The sequence below is a fragment of the Pseudomonas sp. Con_6 genome, from assembly GCF_059379395.1.
Genome location: NZ_CM182011.1, coordinates 5,338,002 through 5,354,130, shown reverse-complemented (window position 1 = coordinate 5,354,130; position 16,129 = coordinate 5,338,002). Strand labels below are relative to the sequence as shown.

Sequence of the window (16,129 nt, the reverse complement as noted above, 5' to 3'; positions counted from 1 at the left end):
ATGGATCTCCTCAGTCAGGTCGGGGCGTGAGTCTTCAGGATAGTTGCCTTTGCCGGGTTGGAAAGCTGGCGTTAGTCTGTCGGACCCATTCCCGCAACCGGACATCGTCATGCCCCAGCTTCACCTGGAATACAGCGCCAACCTGCGCACCCTCGACACCGACAAGGCGCTGCTGCGCCTGAACAGCGCCCTGGTCGCCAGCGGTCAGTTCAGTGATGAAGTGGACATCAAGAGCCGTGCCGTGGCCCATGAGGTGTTCCGCGTCGGCATCGCTCCGGTCGAACGAGCCTTCGTCCATGTGAAACTGGCCCTGCTCAGCGGCCGCTCGCCGGCGATCAAACGCCAGTTGTCCGCCGACCTGATCGAGGTGCTGAAGGATCTGGTGCCGGCCCAGGCGGGAGTGGATATCCAGTTGTGCGTGGAACTGTTGGATATTGATCGTGATTCTTATTCCAAAGTGCGCTTGCCCGGCTAAAGCAAAAGTCGCCGTCGTTTTCTGAACGGCGGCTGAACAAAAGGCCGCGGATTAACAATGATTCATCTGCGGCCATCGTTTGTTGGCGTTTTTTTCACGGAAAATTGATGAACGGCTGCTTACAGTCCACCCCGCAAACAAACTGATGTCGCAAAGACATTAGTGGTGGATTTCTCTAAAAGCGAATCGTCATGCTGAAAATCAAGTCGCTGCGTCCCGAATGGGTGACGCTGCTTGCCAGTGCCTATCTGTTGATCGGCTTCAACTCGGTGCTCTGGGAGCACATCGCCTCGGTATTGCAGGGCGATAGTCATGCGCTGGTATTGCGCCTGGCCTTCGGCGTGCTGTTGCTGTGCGCGTTCAATATCGTGCTGACCCTGCTGGCGTTTCGCAGAACATTGAAACCGCTGTTGGCAACCTTGTTCATCGTCAGTGCCGGCGTGGCTTATTTCATGAGCCAGTACGGGGTATTGATTGATATCGGCATGTTGCGCAATACCGTCGAGACCAATGTCACGGAAGTGCGTGACCTGCTGTCGTTGAAGTTGTTCGTCTATCTCTTTCTGCTCGGTGTAGTGCCGACCTTCATTCTGTTCAAGACGCCGATCAAGTTCCGCAGCCTGCCGCGCGAGTTGCTGCAGAAATTGTGGGTCGGCCTGGCCAGCGCCGTCTTGCTGGCGGCGGTGGCGATGGTCAATTACCAGGGCCTGGCCTCGCTGTTGCGCAATCACCATGAGCTGCGCCTGATGGTGGTGCCGAGCAACTACATCGGTGCCTCGGTCAACTATGTGCGCGAGAAAGTCGGGGTAGCCTCGAAGCCGTTCAGCACGATCGGCGAAGACGCCACTCTGGCGCCGTCCTGGGCCACCCATCCACGCAAGTCCCTGACCGTGCTGGTAGTGGGGGAAAGTGCCCGGGCGGAAAACTTCGGCCTGCTCGGCTACAACCGCGATACCAACCCTGAACTGAGCAAGGAAAAGGGTCTGGTGGCGTTCAGCAACGTCACTTCCTGCGGTACCGAAACCGCGGTGTCCGTGCCTTGCATGTTCTCCGGCATGACCCGCAAGGACTACGACGCCGCCAAGGCGAAGAACCAGGAAGGCCTGCTCGACATGCTGCAGCGCTCCGGGCTCGCCGTGTACTGGCGCGACAACCAGTCCGGCTGCAAGGGCACCTGCGACCGCGTGCATCAGGAGGACGTGAGCAACCTCAAGGAACCGATCCTGTGCGCCGACAGCGAATGCCATGACGAAATCCTCCTCAAGGATCTCGCCGCGCGCATCGATGACCTGAAGGAAGACACTGTGCTGGTCCTGCACCAGATGGGCAGCCACGGTCCCGACTACTACAAGCGCTACCCGGCCGCCTTCGAGCGCTTCACCCCGGTGTGTCACAGCAACGCCCTCAACGAGTGCGACCGGCAGAGCATCGTCAACGGCTACGACAACACCCTGCTGTACACCGACCATGTGCTGGCTTCGCTGATCGACGTGCTGCGCAGCAAGCAGGACCAGGTCGACACGGCGATGATCTACCTGTCCGACCATGGCGAGTCTCTAGGCGAATACAACCTGTTCCTCCACGGCACCCCTTACATGCTGGCGCCGGAGCAACAGAAGCACGTGCCGATGCTGGCCTGGTTCTCGGACAACTACCGCAGCACCTTCGGCGTCGATGTCGACTGCCTGCAACAGGGCCGCGAGCGGCCACTGAGCCAGGACAACCTGTTCCATTCCATGCTCGGCCTGCTGCAGGTGAAGACCAAGCTGTACGACCCGCAACTGGACCTGTTCACCGGTTGCCGCGGGGCGCAGGCCTCGAAGTAGCGTCCTTTCGAAAAATCGCTGCCCCGGCCTCCCGCATCTACTCTCCAGAGAGCCACCGTCGAGCGGTTTCCCGGCGGTGGCCTGTGCCGTATATACTGCGCGCCATTGTAAGTGGGAGAGCCTTGTGGCCATCGATATTCACTGGATCCGCGATGACAGCGCCCTGGCGGAACATTGCCAGCGCTGGCGTCAACTGCCCTTCGTGGCCCTCGACACCGAGTTCATGCGGGTCGATACCTTCTATCCCAAGGCCGGTTTGATCCAGGTCGGCGACGGGCAACGCGCCTTTCTCATCGACCCGCTGCTGATCCACGACTGGCAGCCGCTGGCCGGCCTACTCGAAGACCCGGCGGTGACCAAGGTCCTGCATGCCTGCAGTGAAGACCTTGAAGTCCTCGCCCGCCTTACTGGCAGCCTGCCTCTGCCACTGTTCGACACGCAACTGGCCGCCGGCTACCTCAACCTCGGTTTCTCCATGGGCTATTCGCGCCTGGTCCAGGAAGTGCTCGGCATCGAGCTGCCCAAGGGCGAGACCCGTTCCGACTGGTTGCAACGCCCGCTGTCCGAGACCCAGGTGAGCTACGCCGCCGAGGATGCCGTGCACCTGGCCGAGCTGTACGAGCGTCTGCGCCCGCAAATGAGCGACGAGAAGAACGCCTGGGTCCTGGAAGACGGCGCCGAGCTGGTGGTGCAACTGTGCCGCGAGACCGACCCCTACACCTTGTACCGTGAGGCCAAGCTGGCCTGGAAGCTGTCCCGCGCCCAACTGGCGGTGCTGCGCGAGCTGTGCGCCTGGCGCGAACTGGAAGCCCGTGAACGCGACGTGCCGCGCAACCGCATTCTGCGCGAGCACGCCATGTGGCCGATGGCGCGGACCCAGCCGGACAACCTGGTGGCCCTGGCGCGCATCGAGGACATGCATCCCCGTACCATCCGCCAGGATGGCGAATTCCTCCTCGACCTGATCAAGCGCACTGGCAACCTGCCTCCGTCGGAGTGGCCGCCGGCCGTGCCGGAGCCGCTGCCGATCGAGGCGGCGACGTTGCTGAAGAAGCTGCGCGCGATCGGTCAGGCCGAGGCTGAACGCCTGAACATCGCCCCTGAGCTGATGCTGCGCAAGAAGACCCTCGAAGCGCTGATCAAGAGCGGCTTCCCCGAGGGACCGTACCAATTGCCCGACTCGCTGCGCGGCTGGCGCCGCGAGCGCATGGGCCAGGCCCTGCTGGATTGCCTGGCCGACGCTGGAGAACCGATTTGAAACGCATCTGCTCGATCTACCGTAGTCCCCGCAAGAACGAAATGTACCTGTACCTGCTCAAGGCCGATGGCCTGAGCAAGGTCCCGGAAGCCTTGTTGCCGCTGTTCGGTACGCCGCAACATGCTTTCGATGTAGTCCTCAGCCCGGAGCGCACCCTGGCCCGCGAGGACATCACCAAGGTCCTGGAAAACCTCGACACCCAGGGGTATCACCTGCAGATGCCGCCGACCGAGGAAGAGTACATCGAGCACCTTCCGGAAGAGTTGCTGCGCCGCAACGACCCGGTCTGATCCCGTCCTTTCCGGGGCCGGCCGTCAGGGCCGGCCCTCCCGCCGTACTGCAAGGTTGTAAACGATATGCGCGTTCTGATCGCCGAACAGGATCACGCCCTCTACGCCCGCCTGTTGCGCGAGGCTTCGCCCGAACTTGAAGTGCTGACCAGCGGCGACTCCGCCGAACTGGCGCGGCTGGCTGCCCAGTGTCCGGTGTGGCTGGGCCAGCCGGATCTGCTGGCAAGCCTGTTGCGCCAGGGCCATCGCCCGGACTGGATGCAGTCGACCTGGGCCGGCATTACCCCGCTGCTGGCGGAGGGCCTGCCGCGTTCGTATCGCCTGACCCGTGCGGTGGGGATCTTCGGCCAGGTCATGGCCGAATACATGCTGACCTACATGCTCGGCCATGAGCGCGAAGTGCTGACCCGTCTGATGAGCCAGGTCGAGCGCAAGTGGGATGGGCGTCCCGGGCGCAGCCTGGACGGGCGTCGGGTGCTGATCGTCGGCACCGGCGATATCGGCTGCGAAGTGGCGCGCTTCCTCGTGCCGTTCGGCTGCAAGCTTTACGGCATCGCCAGTTCGCCGCGGGAGCTGGCGCCGTTCATCGAGGTGGGCGGGCTGGATGATCTTGGCCGGCTGGTGGGGCAGGTGGACTATGTGCTCAACCTGCTGCCGGATACCCCGGCGACCCACGATATCTACGATGCCGCACTGTTCGCCCGCTTCAATCCGGATGCGCTGTTCATCAACGCCGGGCGCGGTGCGGCGGTGGTCGATGGCGACCTGGTCGCGGCACTGGGCAAGGGGCATCTGGCGGGGGCGGTGATCGATGTCTGCCGGCAGGAGCCGTTGCCGCGCAATCATCCGTTCTGGACTGCGCTGGGGTTGCTGTTGACCGGACACAGCTCGGCGCCGACCTCGCCGTCGGCAATGGTGCGGTTGTTCGTGGAGAATCAGGGGGCTTATCAGCGGGGCGACGGGTTGCGCGGAGAAGTCGATTTCCAGCGGGGGTACTGATTGGGACCGCAAAGCGGTCCCAAAAGACTTACAAGGTGAAATCACCCTCAGCCGCCAGCTCGTTCAGCGGACGACGCGGGCTCGGCACTTCACGGGCCTGCAGGTACTCGGCCAGGGTCGCCTTGTCGCCCAGTTTGCCGATCGCCACCACCGCGTGCAGGTCATAGCCCTCAGGGATCTTCAGTTCCTTGCGGGTCAGCTCCTGGTCGAAGCCGGCCATGCCGTGGGTGTGCCAGCCGCTGATGCTTGCTTGCAGCGCCAGGTGGCCCCAGGCGGAACCGGTGTCGAAGGTGTGCCACAGCGCCGGGGTTTCCTCGCTGGCGCCCGGGGCGGTGAAGGTGGTCTTGGAGATCACGATCACCAGCGCCGAGGCATGCTGCGCCCAGCTGCGGTTGAACTCGTTGAGCAGGCCCAGGTAGCGCTCCCAGTTCGGCGTGTCGCGGCGGGCGTAGAGGAAGCGCCATGGCTGCGAGTTGTAGGCCGATGGTGCCCAGCGTGCGGCTTCGAGGAAGCCCAGCAAGGTTTCTTCACTGATCGCCTCGCCGGTAAAGGCGCGCGGCGACCAGCGCTGGATGAACTGTTCATGAATGGCGTAGTCGGCAATACGTGGGTTGGCGCTCATGGCGGGTACCTGATGGGGGGATGAGAACTGAAATGATTTGCAAAACTACAACTGTCGCCCGCCCCCTGACAAGCGGTCTGGCAAAGCCGCAGCGCACGTCCTAGACTGGCGCCGCCTGATACGGGCTGAAGAATTTTGAAACAGGATCACCGCAACATGCTGGCAAGCACCGAGCCGTTCTGGACCCGCAAGACCCTCGATCAGCTCGATGCTCAGGAATGGGAGTCACTGTGCGACGGCTGCGGCCTGTGTTGCCTGCAGAAGCTCGAAGATGAAGACGACAACAGCGTCTACTACACGCGGATCGCCTGCAAGCTGCTGGACCTCAAGACCTGTCAGTGCAGCGACTACCCGAACCGCTTCGAGCACGTACCGGACTGCATCCAGCTCACCCCGGGCAAGGCCGACCAGTTCAAATGGCTGCCGCCCACCTGCGGTTACCGCCTGGTCAGCGAGGGCAAGGACTTGCCGCGCTGGCATCACCTGGTCTGCGGCGACCGCGAGCAGGTGCACAAGCAGCGCATCTCGCAGTCCGGGCGCATGCTCAGCGAGAACAGCGTCGCCGAGGATGACTGGGAAGACTATCTGATATTCCGCGCCAGCTGAGCTGGCGCGTTTCGCGTTCGAACAAGGAGTCGGGCAATGCCTGTGCGTCACCCTCTGGCGTGGGTCGTGTTGCTGTTGGCGAGCAATGTCGCCTGGGCGAAGAAAGTCGATCTGGATTACCACGTGCGCCTGCTGCCGCAGAGCGGGCAGGCCGAGGTGCGCGTGACCCTGGCCGATGGCGCTCAGGTGCGCAGCCTGGATTTCGACCTGGGCAAGGAAGGCCTGTACAGCGACTTCAAGGCCGACGGCCCGTGGCAACTGCAGCCCGACAACCAGCGCGGGCGTTGGCAGCCGGCGTCCGGCAAGGCCAGCCTGACCTACCGGGTGCGTCTCAACCACAAGCTGAAGAACGCTAGTTACGACAGTCGTATCGCACCGAACTGGGCGCTTTTCCGTGGTGACGACCTGGTTCCGGCCGCGCGCCTCGACCAGCAGGACGGCACCGAACTGGTGGCACGCCTGAGCGTGGATCTGCCGGCAGGCTGGAGCAGCATCGAAACTGCCTGGCCGCGGGTGGGCAAGCAACGTTTCCGCATCGACAACGTCTCGCGCCTGTTCGACCGGCCCACTGGCTGGATGCTCGCCGGTACGGTGGGGGCGCGGCGTGCGCGCCTCGGCGAGACCGAAGTCAGCGTTGCCGGCCCGGTGGGGCAGGGCCTGCGCCGGATGGATGCGCTGACCCTGCTGACCTTCGTCTGGCCGCAGTACCAGGCGGTGTTCCCGCGCAATCCGCCGAAGCTGTTGCTGGTCGGTGCCCGTGAACATCTGTGGCGCGGGGCGCGGGCGGCGAACAATTCGATCTACCTGAACAGCGCCACGCCGCTGGTGGGTGAGAACGGCAGCAGTCCGTTGCTGCGTGAGTTGGTACGGGTGTTCGCGCGGATCAATGATCGCGAGGACAGTGACTGGATTGGCGAAGGATTGGCGGAGTACTACGCCACCGAATTGCTGCGCCGGGCTGGCGGGATCAGCGATGACCGCTACCAGGCGCTGCAGGCGCGCCTGGCCAAGGAAAGCAAGGCGGTGACGAGCTTGCGCGGTTCGCAGGTCAATGCGGCGACCGTCGCCCGGGCAGTCTTGCTGTTGCAGGCGCTGGACCGGGAAATTCGCATCCATACCCATAACAAGCAGTCGCTGGATGACCTGGTGCGGGCGTTGATGCGTATGAACAGCGTGAATACGGCGGAGTTCGTGCAGTTGGCGGAGAGTGTGCTGGGGCGGGAGTCGGAGGTCTTGCGCAGTTCGTTGTTGAACTGACGGGCCTCATCGCAGGCTTCGCCCGCTCCCACAGGGTCCGTGTCTAACTCCAGACCTGTATTTCACAGGAACACTACTGAATTCAAGATCAGCGCGGTACCTGTGGGAGCTGGCGAAGCCTGCGATTGAGCCCTCAAGAGCAATGCAAAAGTCAGGGCTTGGGACTCACCAGCGAATCATTCCCGGTCACGGTCGCACTCTTGGTCGCCGCCTCCGCCGCATCCTTCAACTGCTTCAGCTCGCTCCCGGTGCGCTCGATCTTTGCCCGGATCCCGTCCAGGTCCTGGCGTCCGCGCTCCAGCAGGCTCTTGGCCGAACAATGCCCGGTTACCCCACGAGCCAATACGGCGCCACCAATGGCGATCTGGATCAAGCCCAGCAGGCCGCCCCGGCGCAACCCCTTGCCCACCATCACCACCCCGGTGGCCACCGAGCCGGCGCGTTCCCAGCCATGCACGTTTTGTTCGGGATTGCTCTGGAAGGGCGTTGCCGGAATCTCAAGTTTCTGGCGCATGGGCGCTTCTCCTCGTGAGTGACGTGATAGTCAGCAGACCGCCAGCCCGCGGCCAGCGTTCAATCGCTTACTTGAACTTCGGTCCGGAACGGGTGTTGAGCCCTTTGGCCATGCGGTCGTAGAGCACCACGTTGACCGTTGCTGCGAGATTCATGCAGCCGTTGGTCGGGATGTAGATGGTCTCCTCGCACCAGGCCCGGACGTCGTCGTCCAGGCTGCCGTCTTCCGGGCCGAAGATGTAGATCGCGCGGTCCGGGTGGGTGTATTCCGGCAGCGGGCGTGCGCCGTCCACCAACTCCACGGCCACCGGGGTGCAGCCCAGGGGGATGATCTTCTGCAGGTCGTCGATGCCGATCAGCGGGATGTCGTAGTGCACCCGCTTGGTATCGGTGACGAAGTCGCGGGCCCGCTCATAGCGCTTGCCGGTGTAGAACACCGAGTTGACGCCATAGCAGCCGGCGGCACGCATCACCGAGCCGACGTTTTCGGGGGATTTGGGGTTGTACAGGCCGATGCAGCTGTACCTTTTGTTCGCCACGTGCCGGGCCCTTCGCAAAAAAAGACGCGATTATACGGGCCCGGATACGGACGAGCGAACTCAGTCGTCCTTCTTGCCGAGCATTCCGGCCAGGGCGGCGAACGGGTTGTGCGTCGCCTTGGCGATCGACGGCGTGCTCAGCGAGCCTTCGCTGAAGTACTGCTGGTCGGTGTAGCGGGCGTGCTCGTTGTCGTGGCAGTACAGGCACAGCAGTTCCCAGTTGGAGCCGTCCTGGGGGTTGTTGTCGTGGTTGTGGTCGCGGTGGTGCACGGTCAGTTCGCTCAGGCGCTTGCCGGAGAACTCGCGGGCACAGCGGCCGCAGACGTGGGGGTACATGCGCAGGGCTTTCTGGCGATAGCCCCGTTCGTCGTCGCGCTTGGCGTCGGCGAGGATGCGGTCGAGCCGCGCGGTGGCGGCGGCGGAGGAAGATTGGGTCATTGTCATGCCTTCAGGTGCTTCACGGTTTGGTGTCAGTTTAACGCCACGGCGGCGCGCTGGGCAGGCAATCCGTCACACGGCGGAGTAGGCTGTAGGACATGACCTCGAACAGGAGCCTTACATGCGTCTGACGAGCATTCTGCTGTTGTGCCTGGCCAGTTTCACCAGCGTCCAGGCCGAAGACCTGCAACCGCGGGTCATCGCTCCCGTGCCTGGTGCACCGGGTACGCCGACCCCGACGCCCTATCCGCAAGTAACGCCACCACAGGCGCCGCGAGCCAACGACGGCAAGCCGGGCGGGCCATTGCTGCCGCCGATGCCGTTGCCATCACCGCCTCGGGATCAACCGCTGCCAGGGCTGACACCCGATCCTGACAAGGCGAAGAACGACTAGACCTGCTGCGCCAGCAATTGCCCATCCACCATGCGCAGGCGTTTCGACAATGCCACCGCCAGCGCGCGAATCACCTTGGCCGCGATCTTCGGGGCATCGTTGAGCATCTTCTCCAGCGCATCCTTGCCCAGGCTGAGCAACTGGCAATCGCTGGCAGCGACACAGGACGCCGAGCGCCGCTCGCCGTCGAGCACCGCCATCTCGCCAAAGGCGCGGCCCTTGCGCAGCACGGCGATCTCGACCTCGCGGCCCTCCGCATCGGTCTTGCGCACCGACACCTGGCCGGCAACGATCAGGCACATGAAGGTGCCCGCATCGCCTTCGTGAAAGATTTCCTGGCCGGCGCCCATGGCGCTGAGGGCGAAATAGCCGGCGGCCGCGGCGAAATCGACGGGCTGCAGCTGGTCGAACAGACCGCTGTCCATGAGCAGGTCGCGGATTTCGTTTTTGAGGAGGGAGGCGTCAGGCATCGCGTTCGGTCTTTTGTTGTCGGTCTGGAAGAGATCGCACCGCGACGGGCGCCGCGGTGCAAGCTCAGACAACGAAAAATGCGATTTACACCACAGCCAGCTGATTCAGGACGAAGGCGTATTCCAGCGCGACGTCGCGCAGGCCCTGGTAGCGACCGCTCATGCCGCCGTGACCTGCGCCCAGCTCGGTCTTGAGCAGTAGTGGGTTGCTGTCGGTCCTGGTGACGCGCAACTTGGCGACCCACTTGGCCGCTTCCCAGTACTGCACGCGGCTGTCGTTGTAACCGGCGATCACCAGCATCGCCGGGTAGGCCTGGGCGCTGACGTTCTCGTAGGGGGCGTAGGCCTTGATCCGCTCATACACCTCCGGCTCCTGCGGATTGCCCCATTCGTCGTATTCGGTGACGGTCAGCGGCAGGTCGGGATCGAGCATGGTGTTGAGGGTGTCGACGAACGGCACTTCGGCGATGGCCACCTTGAACAGCTCCGGACGCTGGTTGAGCACCGCACCGATCAGCAGGCCGCCGGCGCTGCCGCCGCTGATCGCCAGGCGTTCGGCGCTGGTCACGCCGGTGGTGATCAGGTGCTCGGCGCAGGCGATGAAGTCGTTGAAGGTGTTGGCCTTGTGTTCCTGCTTGCCGGCGCGGTACCAGGCCTCGCCCAGTTCTCCGCCGCCGCGCACGTGGGCGATGGCGAAGGCCACGCCGCGATCGAGCAGGCTCAGGCGCGCGTGGGAGAACCAAGGGTCGAGGCTTTCGCCGTAGGCGCCGTAGCCGTAGAGGTACAGCGGTACCGGACGGCCGACATCGGCGCGGCGCTGCACCAGGCTGATGGGGATGCGCGTGCCGTCGGTTGCGACGGCCCACAGGCGCTGGCTGACGTAGTCGTCGGCATCGAACGCGCCGAGCACCGGCGTTTGCTTGAGCACCTGCTGTGCGCCGTCAGCCAGGTTCAACTGGCGCACCTGGGCCGGGCGGTTCAACGCCTGGTAGCGCAAGCGGATACGCGGGCTGACGAACTCCAGGCTGTCCTGCACATACAGGCTGTAGGCCGCGTCCGGCAGTTGCACGCGGTAGGCCGGCAGGCCCGTCGGACGCACCTCGATCACCGGCAGGCCGCCTTCGCGCAGGCTCAGGGTCAGGGCTTCGGCGTTGAGAGTCAGGCCATCGAGCATGACGTCGTCGCTGTGCGCCACCAGCACCTGCCACTGCTCGCGGGTCGGCACGCGGTCGCCGGGAGCATGGAACAGGGCGAAATTGATGCCATCCTGGTTGCTGCGCACGAACCAGCGCCATTCACCGTCGAGCTTGCCGTGGTCGAGGTCGTACTCGTGGTCCTCGACCCGCGTGGCCACGCACTGGAAGGGTTGTTCCGGGGTATCGGCATCGAGGACCCAGGATTCACTGGTGGTCTTGCTGTTGAGGGTCAGTACCAGTTGGCGCTCGGAACTGGTGCGGTAGCAGTGCAGGAAGAAGCGGCCGTCCTCTTCTTCGAACACCGTCTGCGCGTCGGTGTCGCCGAGGCGATGGCGGAACAGGCGGAACGGCCGGTGGGTCTCGTCCAGCTCGGTGAAGAACAGGGTCTGGCTGTCGTTGGCCCAGGTCATGCTGCCGTCGCAGTCGTCGAACGGCAGTTCGCTGATCGAACCGTCGGACAGTTCCTTGACGTACAGGGTGTAGATCTCGTCGCCACTGGTATCCAGGCTGTAGGCCAGGCGTTGGTGATCCGGGCTGATGTTGAAAGCACCGAGGCTGAGGAAGCCGCCGGCGGCCAGGGCGTTGGGATCGAGCAGCAGTTCCTCTCGGCTTTCGTCCACGGTGTTGGAATCGTCTGCCGGGCGTGGGCAACGGTAGTGCCGGGCGTATTCGTCTCCGGCGGTAGTGCGCGTGTAGTAAAGGTACGGGCCCCAGGGCGAAGGCAGCGACAGGTCGGTTTCGAGGATGCGGCCCTTGATTTCCTCGAACAGCAGCTCGCGCAAGCTGGCCTGGTCGGCCAGTTGCGCTTCCTGGAAGGCGTTCTCCGCCTCCAGGTAAGCCATCACTTCCGGTGCGTCGCGTTCCTGCAGCCAGGCATAGGGATCGGCGCCGTCCGCGCGGCGGGCGATCGGGGCGGAAGGGGCGTTGGCGGTGGAGGGCATGTGCGGTTCCTTGGCTGGGGGGCGCCTGCGCGCGGAAAAATCGTTATCATAAGCGCCTGTTTGCCTACCTTCCACGGACGCCATGACCGAAAACGACTATCTGTTCGCCTGGGGCCTGTATGCCCTGGCTGCCCTGGGTTGCCTGTGGGTGGGCTTTCGCCTCACCGGCTGGATGTGGCGCTGGCTGCGTGAGCCGTTGCGCCTGCTGGCGGCGGTGCTGCTGCTGACCCCGACCATTGTCGACCCGGCCAAGGACATCTTCGCCCCGGCCATTGCCATCACCGCCCTGGACCTGGCCTTCAAGGTCGGCAACAACGTCTGGCGTGCCGCCTCGGACCTGGCGATGTACGGCATGATCGCCTTCGCCCTGTACCTGATCTTCGTCGCCATCCGCATGCCGCTTGAGGCCCGTGCCCGGGCCCGTCGGGAGCGTGCCGAGGCCGCCGCCAAGCGCGAGGCCGAGGAAGTCATGGCCGATCCGGTGGACAACCGCGACCGTTATCGCAACGAGCCGCCCGAGCCTCCCCGTGGCGGCCCGCGCGAGCGTCTCGAACCGCGTCTCTGACCCTGGAGCGACCCGAACATGTGTGAACTGCTGGGCATGAGCGCCAACGTCCCCACCGACATCGTCTTCAGCTTCACCGGCCTGATGCAGCGCGGCGGCCGCACCGGCCCGCACCGCGATGGCTGGGGCATCGGCTTCTACGAAGGCCGCGGCCTGCGGGTGTTCCAGGACCCGGCGGCGAGCTGCGAGTCGGAAGTCGCCAACCTGGTGCAGCGTTATCCGATCAAGAGTGAAGTGGTCATCGGCCATATCCGCCAGGCCAACGTCGGCAAGGTTTGCCTGTCCAACACCCACCCCTTCGTGCGTGAGCTGTGGGGGCGCAACTGGTGCTTCGCGCACAACGGCCAGCTCGCCGACTTCGACGGCCTGAAGACCTTCTACCGGCCGGTGGGCGACACCGACAGCGAAGCGGCCTTCTGCGACCTGCTCAACCGCATCCGCGAAGCCTTCCCGGAGCCGGTGGAAGTCGAGCAACTGTTGCCGGTGCTGCAACAGGCCTGCGCGGAGTACCGCGGCAAAGGCGTGTTCAACGGCCTGCTCAGCGATGGCGACTGGCTGTTCTGCTTCTGCTCCACCAAGCTGGTGCATATCACCCGGCGCGCGCCGTTCGGCCCGGCGCGGCTCAAGGACGTGGACATGATCGTCGATTTCCACGCCGAAACCACGCCCAACGACGTGGTCACGGTCATCACCACCGAAGCGCTAACCGAAAACGAAACCTGGAACCGCTACGAGCCCGGCCAGTGGGGGCTGTGGCGCAAGGGCGAGTGTATCGCCTCGGGCCAGACCAGCTAAGGACGGGCTTATGCTCAGAAGCTACCTGCGGTTGATCCTGTTCACATGCGGCCTGCTGCTGGGCATCCAGGTCCCCGGCCTGGTCAATGACTACAGCCAGCGGGTGCAGGCGCACCTGCTGGAGTCGCGGGAGGGCCTGAAGGGCTTCCAGCAGACCGCGCAACGCTTCTTCAATGGCGACCTCGACGCCCTGGTGCGGCATTACCGCGCCAGTGACGATCCGGTGTTCCTCAGCGATGCCAACAGCATCGACAGCCTGGTCATCCGCAATCGCCTGCTGGAGGGCGAGTGGCAGTCGCTGCAGACCGGCTGGGCCGGTCGTACCTGGCATGTACTGACTCGACCGGACCCGGCGATCCGCGAGGAAACCCTCAAGGGCTACAGCTACCAGATTCTCCTGACACCGGAAGCCGCGACCTGGGGCCTGGGCTGCGCGCTGCTGTTCGCCCTGCTGGTGGAGAGCCTGTTGCTGCTGGTCGGCTGGGTGATCATGGGCGGCCGGCGCAAGGCCGTGCAGCCTAGCTGGCGCTAACCCTTTCCGGAGTCCATCCCGTGAGCCGTCTGCTACTCAACTGCGACATGGGCGAAAGCTTCGGTAACTGGACCCTGGGTCTGGATGCCGAGGTCATGCCCTTCATCGATTGCGCCAACATCGCCTGCGGCTTCCATGCCGGCGATCCCGGGATCATGCGGCACACCGTGGCCCTCGCCGTGGCCCGCCAGGTGATGATCGGCGCCCATCCGGCCTATCCCGACCTGGTCGGCTTCGGCCGCCGCTCCATGGCCTGCAGCAACGAGGAAATCCGCGACCTGCTGCACTACCAGATCGGTGCGCTGGACGGCATCTGCCGGGTCCAGGGCGGCCGGGTCGCCTACGTCAAACCCCATGGCGCGCTGTACAACGACATGATGGCCGACCACGGCAAGCTGCGCGCCGTGCTGCAAGCCGTGGCCGCCTACGACCCGCAATTGCCGCTGATGCTCATGGCCACCGCCGACGACAGGGCGGCCCGGGCCCTGGGTGACGAACTGGGGGTGACCCTGTGGTTCGAAGCCTTCGCCGACCGTGCCTATGACGCTGCCGGGCGCCTGGTGTCGCGGCGCCTGCCGGGGGCGGTGTATCACGATCCGGCGCTGATCGTCGAACAGGCCCTGCGCCTGGCCCGTGGCGAGGCATTGACCGCCAACGATGGCAGCGCCGTGCAGTTGCGCGCGCAGACCCTCTGCGTGCATGGCGACAACGACAGTTCGCTTTCGGCGGTGCGGCAGATCCGTCAGGCGCTGGACGCCTTGTCCAACCCATGAAGCCGCGTATCGAAGTGGTCGCCCTCGACGCGCTGATGGTGCGTCTGTTCGATGTGATCGACGAAGCCAACATGCCCTGGATGCTTGCCGCCGGCCAGCGCCTGCGGGCGGTGTTCGGTACACGGCTGATCGAGCTGGTGCCGTCCTACACCACGCTGATGGTGCAATTCGATTGCGCGCCGGGCGAGGCGCGGGCGCTGATTGCCGAGGCGCTGCATGACCTGCAACCGGACAGCGGGCAGGGTGGGCGCTCGATGGAGATTCCGGTGTGGTACGACGCCAGTGTCGGGCCGGAGCTTACGGTGCTGGCGGCGCGTTGCGGGGTGTCCGAGGCGGAAATCATCAAGCGCCACACGGGCCGCGAGTACCAGGTGTTTGCCCTGGGTTTCGCCCCGGGTTTCGCCTTTATGGGCCTGGTGGAGGAATCCTTGGCCGCGCCGCGCCTGGCAACCCCGCGCAAGCGCGTGGCGGCGGGCAGCGTAGGGATTGCCGAGCGGCAGACCGCCGCCTATCCGGCCTTGTCTCCTGGCGGCTGGAACCTGATCGGGCGCACCCCGGCGCTACTGTTCGATCGCCAGCGTGACGGCTACAGCCTGCTGCAGCCCGGTGATCGGGTGCGCTTCGTAGCAATCGAAAGAAACGAATTCCTGAAACGGGGTGGCGACGACACGCCGCTGGAGGAACGCCCATGAGTGGCCTGCGTGTCGAGGCCAGCACGCCGCTGTGTCAGTTGCAGGACGCCGGGCGTTTCGGCGTGCGCCATCTGGGCGTGACCCAAGGCGGAGCGCTGGATTGGGTGTCCGCGCGGTGGGCCAACTGGTTGCTGGATAACCCGGCAGATGCAGCGGTGGCGGAGATCACGCTGGGTGGCTTTGCCGTGGTGGCTGAGGCCGATTGCCGTCTTGCCCTGGCCGGTGCCGACCTGGATGCGCGGATCGATGACGAGCCGCTGAAGCCGTGGCACAGCTTCGATCTGCACAAGGGCCAGCGTTTGCAGTTCAGCCAGCCGTTGCAGGGGGCTCGCGCCTATCTGGCGGCACCGGGCGGGTTTGCCGCGGCGCAGGTGCTGGGCAGTTGCGCCACCGTGGTACGCGAAGGGCTTGGCGGGCTGGATGGGGCAGGGCGGGCGCTGGGCAAGGGCGATGAGTTGCGTTTCGACGGTCGATCGCAGGGGCGCGGGGTGGTGCCTGAAGCACTGCGTCCACGGTTGGAGGGCGAGGCCTGTCTGGATTTGGTGATGGGCGCCCAGTTGGGCGAGTTCAGTGGGCAGAGCCTGTTCGATGTGTTCAATAGCGCCTGGGAGCTGGACAGTCGAGGGGATCGCATGGGCATTCGCCTGATCGGGCCGGCATTGCGTTACCAGGGCAAGCCGATGATCTCCGAAGGCATTCCACTGGGCGCGGTGCAGGTGCCGCCTGATGGGCAGCCGATCGTGTTGCTCAATGACCGGCAGACCATTGGCGGGTATCCGCGGTTGGGGGCGTTGACGCCTTTGTCGCTGGCCAGGTTGGCGCAGTGTCTGCCGGGGGAGAAGGTGAGGTTCAGGGCGGTGGTGCAGGATTTTGCCTGGGCTGAAATGCAGGCCTGGTTCAAAAGGTTTGTTGACTGACACGGCCTCATCGCTGGCAAGCCAGCTCCCA

Annotated in this window: 20 protein-coding genes; 14 read left to right on the top strand and 6 right to left on the bottom strand. The window is 64.7% G+C overall.

The window, feature by feature from the left end; translation table 11 throughout:
• Positions 1-109: 109 nt before the first annotated feature.
• The 5 genes from AC5QPF_RS23860 to AC5QPF_RS23840 all read left to right on the top strand — a co-directional run bounded on the left by AC5QPF_RS23860 (position 110) and on the right by AC5QPF_RS23840 (position 4,848).
• Positions 110-475, top strand: a complete 366-nt coding sequence (locus AC5QPF_RS23860) for a 5-carboxymethyl-2-hydroxymuconate Delta-isomerase (protein WP_494960181.1) — start codon at positions 110-112, stop codon at positions 473-475.
• Between the two features lie 191 nt (positions 476-666).
• Positions 667-2,301 carry a phosphoethanolamine--lipid A transferase gene (locus tag AC5QPF_RS23855; protein WP_494960180.1) on the top strand — a complete coding sequence of 545 codons (1,635 nt, stop codon included), beginning with the start codon at positions 667-669 and terminating at the stop codon, positions 2,299-2,301.
• Between the two features lie 124 nt (positions 2,302-2,425).
• Positions 2,426-3,559: a ribonuclease D gene (gene rnd, locus AC5QPF_RS23850; protein WP_494960179.1), complete on the top strand. Its 1,134-nt coding sequence runs from the start codon at positions 2,426-2,428 to the stop codon at positions 3,557-3,559.
• Positions 3,556-3,849 carry a YcgL domain-containing protein gene (locus AC5QPF_RS23845; protein ID WP_494960178.1) on the top strand — a complete coding sequence of 98 codons (294 nt, stop codon included), beginning with the start codon at positions 3,556-3,558 and terminating at the stop codon, positions 3,847-3,849. Before rnd ends, AC5QPF_RS23845 begins: the two co-directional genes overlap by 4 nt.
• 66 nt (positions 3,850-3,915) lie before the next feature.
• Positions 3,916-4,848: an NAD(P)-dependent oxidoreductase gene (locus AC5QPF_RS23840; RefSeq protein WP_494960177.1), complete on the top strand. Its 933-nt coding sequence runs from the start codon at positions 3,916-3,918 to the stop codon at positions 4,846-4,848.
• 28 nt (positions 4,849-4,876) lie between these two features.
• Here the strand turns inward: AC5QPF_RS23840 and AC5QPF_RS23835 are convergent, their stop codons facing one another.
• Positions 4,877-5,470: a nitroreductase family protein gene (locus AC5QPF_RS23835; protein WP_330077116.1), complete on the bottom strand. Its 594-nt coding sequence runs from the start codon at positions 5,468-5,470 to the stop codon at positions 4,877-4,879.
• Between the two features lie 156 nt (positions 5,471-5,626).
• On the opposite strand from AC5QPF_RS23835, the gene AC5QPF_RS23830 reads away from it, so the two are divergent.
• A complete protein-coding gene (locus AC5QPF_RS23830; RefSeq protein WP_494960176.1) occupies positions 5,627-6,076 on the top strand; it encodes a YcgN family cysteine cluster protein in 450 nt (149 codons plus the stop codon).
• A 36-nt stretch (positions 6,077-6,112) separates the two neighbouring features.
• Complete coding sequence (locus tag AC5QPF_RS23825) at positions 6,113-7,333, top strand: hypothetical protein (protein ID WP_494960175.1); 1,221 nt, start codon at positions 6,113-6,115, stop codon at positions 7,331-7,333.
• Between the two features lie 151 nt (positions 7,334-7,484).
• Here the strand turns inward: AC5QPF_RS23825 and AC5QPF_RS23820 are convergent, their stop codons facing one another.
• The 3 genes from AC5QPF_RS23820 to AC5QPF_RS23810 all read right to left on the bottom strand — a co-directional run bounded on the left by AC5QPF_RS23820 (position 7,485) and on the right by AC5QPF_RS23810 (position 8,823).
• Positions 7,485-7,847 (bottom strand): YgaP family membrane protein, encoded by a 363-nt coding sequence (locus AC5QPF_RS23820; protein WP_494960174.1) that lies wholly within the window; start codon positions 7,845-7,847, stop codon positions 7,485-7,487.
• 67 nt (positions 7,848-7,914) lie between these two features.
• Positions 7,915-8,385, bottom strand: coding sequence for an RNA methyltransferase (locus AC5QPF_RS23815; RefSeq protein ID WP_330077120.1), 471 nt, complete (start codon positions 8,383-8,385; stop codon positions 7,915-7,917).
• A 60-nt stretch (positions 8,386-8,445) separates the two neighbouring features.
• The gene (locus AC5QPF_RS23810; RefSeq protein WP_494960173.1) at positions 8,446-8,823 is read right to left on the bottom strand and encodes a YajD family HNH nuclease; all 378 of its coding nucleotides are present in this window, start codon (positions 8,821-8,823) and stop codon (positions 8,446-8,448) included.
• Between the two features lie 121 nt (positions 8,824-8,944).
• Between AC5QPF_RS23810 and AC5QPF_RS23805 the strand changes: the two genes are divergently transcribed.
• Positions 8,945-9,217 (top strand): hypothetical protein, encoded by a 273-nt coding sequence (locus AC5QPF_RS23805; protein ID WP_494960172.1) that lies wholly within the window; start codon positions 8,945-8,947, stop codon positions 9,215-9,217.
• Here the strand turns inward: AC5QPF_RS23805 and AC5QPF_RS23800 are convergent.
• Positions 9,214-9,687, bottom strand: coding sequence for a cyclic nucleotide-binding domain-containing protein (locus AC5QPF_RS23800; RefSeq protein WP_494960171.1), 474 nt, complete (start codon positions 9,685-9,687; stop codon positions 9,214-9,216). The genes AC5QPF_RS23805 and AC5QPF_RS23800 overlap by 4 nt on opposite strands.
• 85 nt (positions 9,688-9,772) lie before the next feature.
• A complete protein-coding gene (locus AC5QPF_RS23795) occupies positions 9,773-11,824 on the bottom strand; it encodes a prolyl oligopeptidase family serine peptidase (protein WP_494960170.1) in 2,052 nt (683 codons plus the stop codon).
• Positions 11,825-11,906: 82 nt separating this feature from the next.
• Here AC5QPF_RS23795 and AC5QPF_RS23790 point away from each other — a divergent pair, with 82 nt between their 5' ends.
• The 6 genes from AC5QPF_RS23790 to AC5QPF_RS23765 are packed head-to-tail and all read left to right on the top strand — an operon-like array spanning position 11,907 to position 16,098.
• Entirely contained in the window at positions 11,907-12,389 is a 483-nt protein-coding gene (locus AC5QPF_RS23790; protein WP_494960169.1) for an MFS transporter, read from the top strand.
• A gap of 18 nt (positions 12,390-12,407) precedes the next feature.
• Positions 12,408-13,184, top strand: a complete 777-nt coding sequence (locus tag AC5QPF_RS23785) for a class II glutamine amidotransferase (protein WP_494960168.1) — start codon at positions 12,408-12,410, stop codon at positions 13,182-13,184.
• A gap of 10 nt (positions 13,185-13,194) precedes the next feature.
• On the top strand, positions 13,195-13,716 hold the full coding sequence (locus tag AC5QPF_RS23780; RefSeq protein WP_494960167.1) for a DUF2937 family protein: 522 nt from the start codon (positions 13,195-13,197) through the stop codon (positions 13,714-13,716).
• A 47-nt stretch (positions 13,717-13,763) separates the two neighbouring features.
• Entirely contained in the window at positions 13,764-14,489 is a 726-nt protein-coding gene (locus AC5QPF_RS23775) for a 5-oxoprolinase subunit PxpA (protein WP_494964240.1), read from the top strand.
• A complete protein-coding gene (gene pxpB / locus AC5QPF_RS23770) occupies positions 14,486-15,181 on the top strand; it encodes a 5-oxoprolinase subunit PxpB (RefSeq protein WP_494960166.1) in 696 nt (231 codons plus the stop codon). The genes AC5QPF_RS23775 and pxpB overlap by 4 nt, the downstream gene beginning before the upstream one ends.
• A complete protein-coding gene (locus AC5QPF_RS23765) occupies positions 15,178-16,098 on the top strand; it encodes a 5-oxoprolinase/urea amidolyase family protein (RefSeq protein WP_494960165.1) in 921 nt (306 codons plus the stop codon). Before pxpB ends, AC5QPF_RS23765 begins: the two co-directional genes overlap by 4 nt.
• The last annotated feature ends 31 nt before the right edge of the window (positions 16,099-16,129 follow it).